Source organism: Rhizobium sp. P1_E1 (genome assembly GCF_056406015.1).
Map to the genome: position 1 here is coordinate 1 of NZ_JBFUAY010000137.1, position 12,993 is coordinate 12,993.

Annotated in this window: 11 protein-coding genes; 4 read left to right on the plus strand and 7 right to left on the minus strand. The window is 60.1% G+C overall.

The features are described from left to right. The 3 genes from AC1D1Z_RS28015 to AC1D1Z_RS28025 form a co-directional block, all read left to right on the plus strand. The coding region (locus AC1D1Z_RS28015; protein ID WP_477852250.1) for a sugar-binding protein at positions 1–769 on the plus strand (769 nt) is incomplete at its 5' end. Between the two features lie 82 nt (positions 770–851). Continuing rightward, positions 852–2,393 (plus strand): sugar ABC transporter ATP-binding protein, encoded by a 1,542-nt coding sequence (locus tag AC1D1Z_RS28020; protein ID WP_028731902.1) that lies wholly within the window; start codon positions 852–854, stop codon positions 2,391–2,393. Between the two features lie 42 nt (positions 2,394–2,435). After that, positions 2,436–3,461 carry an ABC transporter permease gene (locus tag AC1D1Z_RS28025; RefSeq protein WP_018242044.1) on the plus strand — a complete coding sequence of 342 codons (1,026 nt, stop codon included), beginning with the start codon at positions 2,436–2,438 and terminating at the stop codon, positions 3,459–3,461. 475 nt (positions 3,462–3,936) lie between these two features. On the opposite strand, the gene AC1D1Z_RS28030 is transcribed toward AC1D1Z_RS28025, so the two are convergent. The 3 genes from AC1D1Z_RS28030 to AC1D1Z_RS28040 form a co-directional block, all read right to left on the minus strand. Then, a complete protein-coding gene (locus tag AC1D1Z_RS28030; RefSeq protein WP_477852251.1) occupies positions 3,937–6,087 on the minus strand; it encodes a mechanosensitive ion channel family protein in 2,151 nt (716 codons plus the stop codon). A gap of 139 nt (positions 6,088–6,226) precedes the next feature. Then, a complete protein-coding gene (locus AC1D1Z_RS28035; protein WP_477852252.1) occupies positions 6,227–7,537 on the minus strand; it encodes an epoxide hydrolase family protein in 1,311 nt (436 codons plus the stop codon). An 84-nt stretch (positions 7,538–7,621) separates the two neighbouring features. After that, positions 7,622–8,065: a VOC family protein gene (locus AC1D1Z_RS28040; protein WP_130759124.1), complete on the minus strand. Its 444-nt coding sequence runs from the start codon at positions 8,063–8,065 to the stop codon at positions 7,622–7,624. 302 nt (positions 8,066–8,367) lie between these two features. Here AC1D1Z_RS28040 and AC1D1Z_RS28045 point away from each other — a divergent pair, with 302 nt between their 5' ends. Next, a complete protein-coding gene (locus AC1D1Z_RS28045) occupies positions 8,368–9,321 on the plus strand; it encodes an alpha/beta fold hydrolase (RefSeq protein ID WP_130759135.1) in 954 nt (317 codons plus the stop codon). 19 nt (positions 9,322–9,340) lie between these two features. Here the strand turns inward: AC1D1Z_RS28045 and AC1D1Z_RS28050 are convergent, their stop codons facing one another. The 4 genes from AC1D1Z_RS28050 to AC1D1Z_RS28065 all read right to left on the minus strand — a co-directional run bounded on the left by AC1D1Z_RS28050 (position 9,341) and on the right by AC1D1Z_RS28065 (position 12,842). After that, complete coding sequence (locus AC1D1Z_RS28050) at positions 9,341–10,222, minus strand: LysR family transcriptional regulator (RefSeq protein WP_018242049.1); 882 nt, start codon at positions 10,220–10,222, stop codon at positions 9,341–9,343. A 166-nt stretch (positions 10,223–10,388) separates the two neighbouring features. Next, positions 10,389–11,078 carry a DUF599 domain-containing protein gene (locus tag AC1D1Z_RS28055; RefSeq protein WP_047622886.1) on the minus strand — a complete coding sequence of 230 codons (690 nt, stop codon included), beginning with the start codon at positions 11,076–11,078 and terminating at the stop codon, positions 10,389–10,391. Between the two features lie 97 nt (positions 11,079–11,175). After that, complete coding sequence (locus AC1D1Z_RS28060; protein ID WP_130759123.1) at positions 11,176–12,147, minus strand: 5-oxoprolinase subunit C family protein; 972 nt, start codon at positions 12,145–12,147, stop codon at positions 11,176–11,178. After that, positions 12,135–12,842: a 5-oxoprolinase subunit B family protein gene (locus tag AC1D1Z_RS28065; protein WP_197728329.1), complete on the minus strand. Its 708-nt coding sequence runs from the start codon at positions 12,840–12,842 to the stop codon at positions 12,135–12,137. The genes AC1D1Z_RS28060 and AC1D1Z_RS28065 overlap by 13 nt, the downstream gene beginning before the upstream one ends. Positions 12,843–12,993 lie beyond the last annotated feature (151 nt).

The following is a 12,993-nucleotide window of genomic DNA, read 5'->3' on the forward strand; positions in this document are numbered from 1 at the left end:
GAAGTACCCTGAGCAGGCATCTGTCGCCGTTCAGCAACGGCTTATGGAAGACTTGGTCAGTGCCGGCGTCAAGGGGGTCATGGTCTCCGCGGTCGATCCCAAGACCCAGACGGATGGCTTGAACAAGATCGGCTCGCAGACTGCTCTCTTCACGACCGATAGTGACGCGCCGCAGACCAACCGCGTTGCCTATATCGGCTCGTCCAATATCGACGCCGGCTTGCAGGCGGCCGAAATCGCCAAGAAGGCGATGCCGGACGGCGGCAAGTGCATCGGCTTCGTCGGCCTGCTCGGCGCCGACAATGCCAAAGAACGCATCCAGGGCATGAAGGACGGCTTGAAGGGCACGAAGATCGAGCTGACAGATGTACGCGGCGACGATATCGACCAGACGCGCGCAAAGAAGAACGTCGAGGACGCGCTGGTGGCCAGCCCCGACGTCACCTGCATGGTCGGCTTCTACTCCTACAATACGCCGCGCATCTATGAGGCGCTGCGCGACGCCGGCAAGCTCGGCCAGATCACCGTCGTCGGCTTCGATGACGATCCGATCACGCTCGGCGGCGTCAAGGAAGGCACGATCGCAGCGACCGTCGTGCAGCAGCCGTTCGAGTGGGCCTATCAAGGCATGAAGCTGATGGCGGCCTACCTCAAGGGCGACAAATCAGGCGTTCCCAGCAACGGCTTGATCATCATCCCGACGGTGATCATCGGCAAGGATGACGTCGACAAGTATGCCGCCAGCCTAAAGGCTATGTCTGGAAAATAATCCTCCTTCGCGGCGGTGGCACTTGCCGCTGCCGCGAAAGACGTCTCATGCCGACACAGCCATTGGCAGCCATGGACAGGCGATGAACCACAGCTCCGACATCCCGTCACCGGACGCGCTTGCAACGCCATTCCTGTCGCTTTCCGGCGTTGGCAAGACCTATCCGGGCGTCGTTGCGCTTGAGGGCCTGTCGATCGACATCATGCCGGGAGAGGTCATCGGCCTCGTCGGCGAGAACGGGGCTGGAAAATCGACGCTGATGAAGATTCTCGGCGGCGTGATCGCACCCGACCGAGGCACGATCCTGCTCGACGGCACGGAGCTTCGTTTCCTCACTGTGGAATCGAGCATCGGATCCGGCATCGCCTTCGTGCACCAGGAACTCAATCTCTTTGAGAATCTCGACGTTGCCGCCAATATCTTCCTGGGCCGCGAACCGCTGAGAGCGGGACCTTTCAAGCTCGTCGATCGCGATCGGCTGCGAGACATGGTGAAGCCGCTCTTGAAGCGGGTAGGGGCTCATTTTTCCGCCGACACACCCGTGGCAGCGCTTTCCCTTGCCGAGCAGCAGATGGTGGAAATCGCCAAGGCGCTGTCGATCAACGCCAGGCTCGTCATCTTCGATGAACCCACGTCCAGCCTGCCGCTGGCCGAAACCGAGCGGCTCCTGAGCATTATCAAATCGCTGAAAGCCGATGGCATCAGTGTCATTTTCATCTCGCATCGCCTCCACGAGGTTGAGCGCGTCGCAGACCGCGTCGTAGTCCTGCGCGACGGCACGCTCGTCGGCACGCTCGCCAAGAAAGACATCGGCCACGACCAGATGGTCAAGCTGATGATCGGCCGGGTGCTTGCGGCCCGGACCGCAAAACCGCAGCGCTCGCCCGGCTCAGTTGCGCTGAAGGCAAGCGGCGTGCGCACCGAGGCCTATCCCGGGCGTCCCGTTGATCTGGAAATCCGGTATGGAGAAATCATGGGGCTTGCAGGGCTCGTTGGGTCGGGCCGCACCGAGCTTGCAAAAGTACTCTTCGGCATCGACCGGAGCTACGGCGGAGCCATTCTTCAGGACGGGCGGCAAATTGCGATCGGGTCTGCCCGGGACGCCGTCGCTCGGGGCATTTTCCTGGTGCCGGAGGATCGCAAGCGCAACGGCATTCTTCTTGATTTCCCGATCGCCCAGAACATAACCCTTGCCGATCTCCCCAAGCTCTCCAGCCGTTTCATGCTTTCTGCTGAGCAGGAGAGGGCGGCTGCCGAAAAGCAGCGCGTTCGCCTGGGTATCAAGGCGCCCTCCGTTTCGACGCGAACCGGCACTCTATCCGGTGGCAACCAGCAGAAGGTAGTGCTTGCCAAATGGTTGTCGATGAGCCCGAGGGTGATGATCTTCGACGAGCCGACGCGCGGCATCGATATCGGCGCGAAGAACGAGATCTACGGCCTGATGCGAGCGCTTGCCGATGCCGGAGTGGCGATCCTGATGATCTCCAGCGACATGGAAGAGGTGATCGGCGTTTCTGACCGCATCGCCGTCATGCACGAGGGCCAGATCGCCGGCATATTGGAAGAGGACGAAATCAGCCAGGAAAGCGTCCTTTTGCTTGCTGTCGGCAAACGGGTAAAATAGCGGCCGCGGCCAATATAAATAAGTATCGGGGATGGATCTCGAATGATCAAAAAAGATCTCGGACTGCTGCTTTTGATCGTCGTCGTCGGCATCGTCGTCGCCATCATCAATCCGCGCTTCCTGCTACCGATCAACCTGGCCAACACCGCCAACCTGATCGGCCTGTTCGGCATCCTGTCGATTGGCCAAGCCTTTGTCATCATTACCGGCGGTATCGAGCTTTCCGTGGGCTCGCTCGTCGCGCTTCTCGGCGTGCTGTTCGTCGATTTCATCGCGGTCCAGGATATGTCCTGGATGCTGGCGCTGCCGCTCATTCTCGTGCTTGGCGCGGTCATAGGCGCCGTCCACGGCTGGCTGATCACCCGGCTCAACCTGCAGCCCTTCGTCGTCACCCTCTGCGGCCTCCTGATTTATCGTGGGGCAGCGCGCTTCTATACGGCCGACGGAACGGCGGGCTTTGCTTTCGGCCAGAATTTCCCAGACCTCGAATTCCTCACCGCTGGGCGGTTTTACGGCGTTCCCAACACTTTCATCGCACTCGTCATCATTGCCGTGGTCATGTGGGTCATGCTGCATCGCTCTGTCTTCGGGCGTTATCTTTACGCAATCGGGAAGAACGAGGAGGCGGCCCGCTATTCTGGTATCCGTACCGGCCGCATGGTCATGTCGGCCTATGTCATCTGCGGGCTGCTAACGGCGCTGTCGGCAATTTATTTCGCCATGTACACACGCTCGATCTCGCCGGCGAGCCATGGTCAGTTCTACGAACTCTACGCGATTGCCGCTGCCGTACTCGGCGGCTTTTCGCTCCGCGGCGGCGAGGGATCGATCGTCGGCGTCGTGCTGGGGACGGTACTGCTCCAAGAGTTGCAGAATCTCGTGAATCTACTTGGTATCCCTTCGTCGTTGAATTTCGCTGTCATGGGTGGCGTGATCCTCATCGGCGTTCTGATCGACCAACAATGGCACGCGATCCGCGCAAAGCGCCGCCTTGTCTCTGCCGCCCGGCAGACCGATACCCGTCATTCCAACGAAGGCAGTTTGCCAGTGGTTGCCAATCAGGACTAGGTCAGTGGATGGGAGCGGTCACGCGTATCGTGACCAGCGAGCGATCTTGCGGCGTTCATCCAGGTCGATATGGGAGTATGGGAGTAGGTGTGTCTCATTGCGCTTTCCTTGCGAGCGATAACCCATTGGCATCTTTCGCAAGTCGCGCTTCAAACTTGAACCCACCCGGCTACACACATGTATCGCATAAGATAGATTATGGAACAAAAGGATGCTGTTTGATTACAATCGCATACCTTCGTCATCCCATCTCACAGGTCCACTCATTTAAAATCGGCCTGCTCGAATTTGCGTCTTGACGATCCAGCACATCGACGAGTTCACCTCAGGACGTGCCCTCATAGAGCAGCTGACCCCAGCCAACAGACTCTTTCGAAACCCGTGACTCGGACGACGCGCGCTTGGCGGCAACGTCCGGGTCAGAGTGTTGCTTTGATGGGAACCGACGGAAAGCTCGCCTGTCCGCTCGCCGTTGCTATTCCTCAAGTGTCGAGATGACCTTTGGTGGTCTTTGCAGTTCGGCGGCGGCAGCGGTTGCTGTTGCATCGGCGGGACCGCCGGAAACATGAACCGTCGGCGTTGCAAACTGGATACCTTTTTCCGCGAATGTCTTCTTGAGCATGGCGAGCGCCTTTCGGCGAACGCCGAACTGTTCGCCGGGTTTTGCCATGAATTTCAGCCGAATCTGCACGCCGTAGTCCGCCATCTGCTCAATCCCTTGCATTTTCAAGGGCTCGATGATGTTAGGACCGAGTTCGGCATCCTCCAGAAGCTCAACGCCGATGCGCTTGATGGTCTTGCGGACCTCCTCAAGGTCGCTGTCATAGTTCAGGGTGAGCGTAATGATGTCGATGACCCAGTCGCGGCTGAGGTTTTGCACCGCGCCCAGTTCGCCGAAGGGAACGATGGTGACCGGACCGCGATGGTGGCGCAAGCGGATCGATCGCAGCGAGAAACCTTCGACCGTTCCTTTATATTTTGCCGCCTGGATGTATTCGCCGATGCGAAAAGCATCGTCGAACAGATAGAAGACGCCGGAGATAATGTCCTTGACGAGTGTTTGGGCGCCGAAACCGACGGCTATGCCGACGACGCCAGCACCTGCCAGCAACGGTCCGATCTGAATGCCGACGGCATCCAGGATCATCAGGAAGCCGACGGCTCCGATCGCCAGGAACAGTACATTGCGAAGAATGGGCAGGAGGGTATTCAACCGTTGACGCCGTCGTGCATCGGGTCCTTCCTGATGCCCTTCCTGCACGCTTCGCGACGCCACCGCCATCTGACTGTCGATCAGCGTGCTTGCGAGCTTCCAGATAACGTCGGTCACCAGCAGCACGATAACGATGCGGATTCCGGCGCGGATCAATCGCGTGGTCACGGTTTCGGCTGCGGCGAGGTCACTGAGATTGACATTCCACGCGCGGGCAATGAGGAGAGCGGCGACCACAATGAGGCCATTCCGCAGCGTTTGCATGATGACAACAGACCATCCGACGATGGCCGGATCTTCGACCGCCTGCCCCTCCCCGGATTGAATAATGCGACGAATGATATCATGAGCCACCGAAACGGTAAGCGGCAGAAGCGTAATGATGATCACCGTCCAGAATGCAGCGCGGAGCCCGGATACCCATAACAGCCACGATAGCAGGATGCTCGCGCTGAAGGCGACACAGACCAGCCGGCTCACAGGCGGCCCATCAGAACGAAAGTGCCGCAGCCAGATCATAACGATAAAAGCGATTGAAACGACACCAAGCCATGCTGCGGTAAAGAGGTCGGCCAAGATAGGTGAAGCCCCGATCGTCCCCATCACTTCAATGGTGGCCCAGCCAGCCGCCAGCACTGCGACGATTCCGAGGAGCCAGTAGTACCAGAACCAGGCAAGCGAGGTGACAAGCGTCAGAAGCCGCATATGCGGCAGACGGGCGCCTGGCGCGATGACAATACGGCCCACAAGCACGCCAAGGCGCACCATGAGCGCGGCTGATAGCAGGATGAGCGCAATATCGCGAAACACGGCAGGCCATGGAAAGAGGATAAACGCGCCGAGACTTCCGATCAGGTAACCGACCAACGCGAGAAGACCCATTGAAAGCCGGGCGGCGTGGAGCTTGATCCGTTGCCGAACGGTGTCGGCAGGCGCGTTCAGCACAAAATGGAGCAGCCCTCGCCCTGACCACCAGGCAAGGCGCTGCGCAACGAACCCGCCTGCGACGAAGAGTATGACCGCCAAGATCAGGCCGACAGGTTCGATACGATCATCCGTTTGGAAGACCCGGATCGCCGACTGGATCTGCCCGGGAAGGGTCGGAACGGCATCGACGAGTATCAGCAACCTCTGGCGCAAATCCTGTAGTGACGTGGCAATCGAAGTCGGTGCCGCCTCTTGCGAGACTGCCACCGGCTGCGCCGGTTCCTGATTGCCCGGAACGATCCGGCCGACCAGCGCTCGTCCGGAATCATCATTCGGCAATTCGACAATAACCCGGATCGGCGCCGAGGAATTGGTCGGCTCAGCCGCCGAGGCGGGGTTTGCGCTCGCCAGCAGAAGCGTTGAAAATACCACCGCCACGAATGCACGCACTCTGCGGAGGGGATGACGGTCGTCGATGATGCGCATGTGGCCGTGGTCCCCGCGATGGTGTCGTCGCTTTTGCCGGATTGGTCGAAACTTCGGACTTTGTGAAGCGTTGCACGACCAACGTCAATCGACGAACCGGTCTCGGGGACGCTGACTGCGAACCAAAGGCCAGGCGGCGTTAAGACCGCAAGCTTCTGAAGGCCTCCCTGATCTCCTGACTGAAGAGTTCCGGCTCCTCCCAGGCAGCAAAGTGACCGCCCTTGGAGGCGCGATTGTAGTAGATGAGTTTCGGATAAGCCTTCGACAGCCAATGCCTTGGCGGCTTGTAGATCTCGCCGGGGAACACCGTGACGGCGACCGGTACTTTGACGGCCGTGAGCTTGGCGCCCGACATGACGTTTTCCCAATAGATCCGACCACTTGAAGGGCCGGTGTTCGTCAGCCAATACAGTGTGATGTTGTCAAGGATTRCATCCTTGCCAAGAACCTGTTCGGGATCGCCGCGTGTATACACCCAGTCGGCGATCTTGTCGTAAAGCCAGGCGGCGAGGCCGACTGGAGAATCCGCAATCCCGTAGCCGACCGTCTCCGGCCGTGTGCTCATGATCGCTGCGTAGCCGAAGCCGTTGTTGAGGAAGTCCCGGGCCTCGTCGAAGACGACCTTCTCATCCTGAGACAGGCTATCGGGAGCCGGCCCTCCATTTTTAAGAGCCTGCGCTGCGTCCGCTGGGAAAGTCGTCGCACGCTCGACCCTGTTGACGTGGATCGCGAGTAGCCCATCGGGCGCCTGGCGACCCAGGGCGTCGCTGATGATCGCGCCCCAGTCGCCGCCTTGCGAGACATAGCGGTCATAGCCAAGCCGCTTCATCAGCACGTCCCAGGCAGCCGCTATCCGCTGGGGGTTCCAACCTGTTGCTGGTGGTTTCCCGGAGAAACCGAATCCTGGAATCGACGGGATCACCAGGTGGAAGGCATCATCAGCCCTGCCGCCATGCGCCGTCGGATCCGTCAGCGGCCCGATGACGTCAAGCAGTTCGAAGACCGAACCCGGCCAGCCGTGGGTCATGATCAGCGGCAGCGCGTTTTCATGGCGGGAGCGGACATGGATGAAATGAATGTCCAGTCCATCGATATTGGTGAGAAACTGTGGAAAACTGTTCAGCCTGCTCTCTGCCTTCCGCCAGTCATAGGACGACTGCCAGTAACGCACCAGTTCCTTCAGCCTGTCCGGCTGGACGCCCTGCGAACGATCCATCACGGTTTCGCCGTCGGGCCAGCGGGTCTCGGTGAGACGCCGCCTGAGGTCTGTAAGCGCCGCCTCGGAGACCTCAACCTTGAACGGTCGGATCTCTCCGGATGCGGCGACGACGACATCTGCAGCGGCGGACGTGCGTGGGAGGAGAGCGGCGGATATGCCGGCCGCGGCAACCCCCAACAACAGCGAGCGTCGCGATATATCCCTGTGTTTCAAAGAGTTCGGCAGTGCCATGGCACGTGTCCTTTCATGACATCGAGGGTCTTCCTGGGGCGGGAGGGGAAACGATGGCCCTGCCCCGCTTCAATGCCGAAAACGTCAGGTCTCGTCAGCTCCGGAACGAAAGATCAGAAACTTGTTGCCTTCCGGATCGCGAAAATATGCGCAGTAAGGACCCGTGCCATTCTCGCCACGTGGGCCAGGCGCTCCTTCGTCCGAGCCACCCGCCGCCAATGCCGTTGCATGGGCTTCGTCGACCTTTGAACGGGACGGAGCTTCGAAAGCAATCATTCCACCGTTGCCGACGGTGGCAGGGCGGCCATCGAACGGCTTGATGATGCCGAATTCGAGCGTGCGATGACCGTAGTAGATGGCTCGGTTGGGCTGGACGAGGACTCGTCCGATCCCGAACACGGCCAGAAGCTTGTCGTAGAATACCGACGCGGCATCCAGATCATTCGTGCCGACAGTGGCGTGGCCCGGGAGGCTGCGGACCTTGTCGGGGGCGGCCGCAACTTGTCTGCTTTGGGAAATGTCGTTCATATCAGTTCTTCCTTATATTGTCGCGGCCGACGCTCTGCCTTCCGCACGCAAACGCCAACGAGCTGTCTCAAATCGGCGGCTGGTGGATATTTGGGCGGGTCGATGGCCGGCCGGCACCTCGCCAAAGTGAGAGGCACCCTCTCGTTCAGATGTCAGCCTTGGGCTGCCGGGTTTCAGCGTGCCGCCGTCGAGAGGGTTCCTCTCACTTTCTCCGGCTACCGCGGGCTGACGCCGTGCTCAATTATTTGTGGCGACAGCCGGCTTTTGGGCTTTGGCTGACCGCCGTTCAGAAAGGACATCCTATGTCTAAGGACAAAACCGTAAATGCTGCATCGGCCGCAGCAACTCTCTCTTCCCAGGCGGCTGGAGCCTTCACTTCCGCGTCCAGAGAGGCCGCGCAAGACGCCGTCGACTTCATCGAGATCGATGAGGTCCTCACGCTGAGGAGGATGATTGTCCGCGCCCCCGCGCCAAAAGGCACGGTGCTTTTGCTGCATGGGTTTCCGGAAACGCTGACGGTGTGGAACGACATCGCGACAACCCTTGCTCACGACTACGACGTCCATGCCTTCGATTGGCCGGGCTACGGGCAGTCGTCGCGCCCGGCTTCGGAACGGTTTTCCTATGCGCCGATGGCGTACGCCCAGGTGTTGAAGGCCTATATCGAACGGGCAGGCATCGATCGGTCGAAGCTCGTGATCTACGCCACTGACATCGGTGCCCTCCCCGTCCTGCTGCTTGCTCTCGACGAGCCGACGATCGCCAGGCAGATCATCGTCGGAGACTTCGCGCCGTTCGACCGGCCGCACTACATGTGGGAGAACCTGCAGAACCTTAAAGCCGAGCCGACCGCCTCGCCGACCCGTGCCTACATGAACAAGACGAGCGACGAGATCCTCCAGAACGTGCACAGGCGCGGCCTATCTCCCGCTGAACAATTCGATCTGCCGGCTGACGTCCAGCGGGACATGACCCGTTCGTGGAGCCTTGACGGGATGACTTCAGCGGATGCCTTCGCCCACTACTACGCGAATTTCACCGGCGATCAGCATTATCTCGAGGCCGACCTCACCCGGCTGAAGACGCCCGTGAAGGTGATCTGGGGCGAGAAGGACATCTACATCGCAAGGGAGATGGGCATCGAGTTCGCCGGCAAAATCGGTGCAAAAGTCGATATCCTCTCAGGTATCGGCCACTTTCCGCATCTTCAGAACTCGAAACAAACGATTGAAGAGATCAACACATCATTCAGATAATGTTTGATTATTTTCGTTTTTAGATAGCGCGCAAGTGAGGCAATGCCCAGTCGACGAAAGCCCGTACCTTCAAGGCGAGAAGCCCCTGGCGGGCGTAGACGATATGAATAGGCTGCGGCGCGCCGTCGAAATTGCGGAGGATGGGAACGAGCGCGCCAGACGCCAGCTCGTCGGGAACCTGATAATCGAACAGCCGCGCGATCCCCGCCCCGCCGACGGCCGCCGCAACACAGTTCGCCGCCGTATTCACCTCCAGCCGGTTGCGGGGCACCGCCTCAAGCGGCGTGCCGTCGACGTCGAAGGTCCAGAAGAATGTCCGCTTGTTGAAGATGATCCCGTCGCGATCGATGAGATCGCCGGGACGCTCCGGCATGCCATGCCGCTCGAGATAGGCAGGACTCGCACAGGTCATCAAGCGGAATTCCCCGACCTTGGCGGCATGGAGCGAACTGTCGGCGAGGTTGCCGAGACGGATCGCGATATCCACCTGCTCGGACACGAGATCGACCGTGCGGTCGAGCGACAGCAGGTTCAGCGATACCTCGGGATATTTGTCCATGAAGCTCAGAGCAACGGGCAGCACGTAGCGGCTCCCGTATTCGATCGGCATCGTGATCGTCAGCACGCCTCTGGGCGTCTGGTATTCCCCGGACGCCCTTCGTTCGGCCTCCTCCAGATCCGCCATGATCTTTCGGGCGGCGTCGACATAGTCACGCCCGGCATCGGTGAGCTGAAGATTGCGGCTGGTGCGGACGATCAGGTTCGCCCCAAGATGTCGTTCAAGGTCCGCCACCTTGCGACTGACGCTGGGTAAGGGCGCGTTCAGCTTCCTGCTGCCGGCAGAGATGCTTCCGGCATCGACGACGGCCAGCAATATGCGCATCGCTTCTAGACGATCCATCGGACACCGCCAGTAAGATATCGCTTCTGTTCAGCCCAGCTTAAGGGTTGGCTTTAGAACAAGATGATTTTAGGCCGGGTCGGCCTAAAATCTGAATCCTGTTCTACATTATATAGTTAGAGCATGATGTCGTCCGAAAACCGCTCACACTTTTCGGCATCATGCTCTAGTCAAGCAGCTTCCGTATGGCCATGATCCCTTTTGCAGCATCCGACCAGGATTGACGCCAAATCAACACGCCGACGCTGAGGATGGTCGCCACAACGAAAGGGATTGGCCCGATAAACCAGAAGGCGGCTGCGACGGTGAAGTAGTAGGACCGGACACCAACGCTGAAGGATCGAAGAGCAGGGTTCAAAACCAGGGTCAGGGCGTTCGTCCAGCTGGCGATGTCCCGGTCTTCATCGCGGGATGGGCTCGCCCCGATCGCCGCCAGGCAGTAGTTGATCTGCCGGACCGCCCAGATGAAATCGGATAGTCCCCGCAGCAGTGTGGCCATGACCAACAAGACCTTGCACTGGAAAAACCATGCCGGGTCCTGAGCCGCAAACATCGCAATCAGGCCACCCGATCCATAGTTCGGCTCCATGAACAGCGCGCCGCTCAGCCCGACGATGACGATGAGATTGGCGGATCCGAAGAAGGATGCTGAATTGATCGTGTGTCCCAGGATCGCGGCGTCGCCGATGAAGTTGTTGTCTCGCGTCAGGACCTCCCGCATCCAGGCCGCGCGAACGCGCACCATATCAACGGAAAGGCTATCGTTCCTCCTCGGCCACCCTGCTGCCATCAAAGGCTCGACCGCCACCCAGACGAGAATGAAGAAAACGATCGCCGCGACGTTCAGAAAATCCATGGTGCCCCCGAACTGAATCTTGGATTTTCTGAACACTACTTCGAGCTAACGGCAGCTCCAAGCCTCGATCGCCGCCCTGCCCTTCAGATCGACACGCCTATATAATGGTGTTGCATGGTCCGTCGCGGACTGCCGCGAGGTAACGGGACATCGTCGCAGCCCGAAGCTGAATTTGCTCGACCGCCTGTTGGGGTGTCACGGCCAGGAAACCGACATGGTCGCGTGGGCGGAGCTGGACGAAAGCGTCCAGATCCGAATCCACCACCGTTGCGATCTTGGGATAGCCTCCGGTCGTCTGGTGATCGGCCAGTAGAATGGTGGCGACGCCATCTCCGGCCACCTGCACCGAGCCCCGGACGATCGCTTCCGATGGCATGTCCAACGCGACGCTTGGCGCAAGCGACGGACCTTGGAGGCGTACTCCCATGCGATCATAGGCGTCGCTCAGGCGGAAGGGCGACGATAGGAAATTCGACAAGGTTTCTTTCGAGAAGAACCGATCCTGTGGACCAACCACCACACGCAGCTCGGATCGCGGTCTTGCGATGACCGGACATGTGATCGGACCATTTCGATCATCTCGCACTTCCGGATCGGCGAGAGTGAGCGTTTGACCGGCTGCAAGGCGCCCGCCGCCGAGGCCGGAGAGACTGTGAGTCGACATGCTGCCCAGCCAGCTCTTCGCCTCGATATGACCGGCGAAGGCCAGATAGGTCCAGCTTCCCCAGTGTCCCGGACGGATTGCCAGCCGTTCCCCGGCCTTCAAGGTGGCGACCATCCACGCGCCGCGCTTGTCGCCGGCGTGCTCTACGATGAAGCCTCCTCCGGCGACGGCGAATGTAACTTCCCCCGACAGGCAGTCGAGAACCAGGCCGCCCAAGGAGACTTCGATTGCCGGCTGACCAGCAGGATTGCCGATGGCGGCGTTGGCGGCTGCAAACGAGGTCCTATCCATCGGACCGGAGGCCGGAACGCCATACCGCATCAATCCGTGACGTCCTCCGTCCTGGACCGCGACGTGAGGACCCGCGAAGTCGATTGCAAGGACGGCTTCGCTCATGCGGGGCACCTCGCGTCGAATTCGGCTCTCGATATGCGGCGGAACCGCACCGCGTCGCCGACGTCGAAAAGGAACGGACGGTCGTCGGACGCGGCGTCGAGGATCTTCGTCGGCGAGCGGCCGATGATCCACCAGCCGGTCGGCATGGTGAGCGTGCTCACCAGGCACTGCGGCCCCGCGATCAGCACGCTTCCGGCAGCTATGCCGCGAATGGGCGCCGGCTTCCTCGGCTGTTGAATGGCTTCGGGCACGCCTGCAAGATATGCATATCCCGGAGCGAAGCCGTACAAGAAGACGCTGTAGTCGCCCGAGAGATGGGCGGATATAACGTCTTCCGGCGATAATCCGCTTGCCTCGGCGACGGCGGCAAGGTCGGGCGCAAGATCAGGATCGTAGCAGACTTCGACTTCGCGCATCGCTCCAATCGTCGCTGGAACCTCAGCTCCCAGACGCTCGGCAATGGCCGCCTCCGTCGTGCGGTGATCGGCCACGAGCGGATCGAAGCATACGAGAATGCTGGCATAGGCCGGTACAGCTTCGACGAATCCTTGAAAGGGTGCCGCCTTCAAGGCGGCATCCAACTTGACGACCCGATCGTGGATMCGTTTATCGATGGTCGCGCCGAATTCGACGAGCACCGCGTGGCCGCCCACCGGACGGTAGTTCGGACCGGTGCCGGACGCTGCGAACGGGGTCTGTGACACGTCAGTCGGCGCCTTCGATCAGAATGAAATCCGCATCCGCGGCTCGCGCGCAGGTCCCGTAGGCATCCGGCTCGGTAACCCGGGCAATAAGATAGCCTTTGGCCATCACCTGTTTTCCTGTGTCGGTTGGAGGAATGGAGCCACCTCGATG

Coding starts and splice junctions, on each gene's coding strand:
- AC1D1Z_RS28020 (WP_028731902.1), top strand. CDS start 852: ATGAACCACAGCTCCGACATCCCGTCACCGGACGCGCTTGCAACGCCA.
- AC1D1Z_RS28045 (WP_130759135.1), top strand. CDS start 8,368: ATGTCTAAGGACAAAACCGTAAATGCTGCATCGGCCGCAGCAACTCTC.
- AC1D1Z_RS28055 (WP_047622886.1), bottom strand. CDS start 11,078: ATGGATTTTCTGAACGTCGCGGCGATCGTTTTCTTCATTCTCGTCTGG.
- AC1D1Z_RS28040 (WP_130759124.1), bottom strand. CDS start 8,065: ATGAACGACATTTCCCAAAGCAGACAAGTTGCGGCCGCCCCCGACAAG.
- AC1D1Z_RS28025 (WP_018242044.1), top strand. CDS start 2,436: ATGATCAAAAAAGATCTCGGACTGCTGCTTTTGATCGTCGTCGTCGGC.
- AC1D1Z_RS28030 (WP_477852251.1), bottom strand. CDS start 6,087: ATGCGCATCATCGACGACCGTCATCCCCTCCGCAGAGTGCGTGCATTC.
- AC1D1Z_RS28050 (WP_018242049.1), bottom strand. CDS start 10,222: ATGGATCGTCTAGAAGCGATGCGCATATTGCTGGCCGTCGTCGATGCC.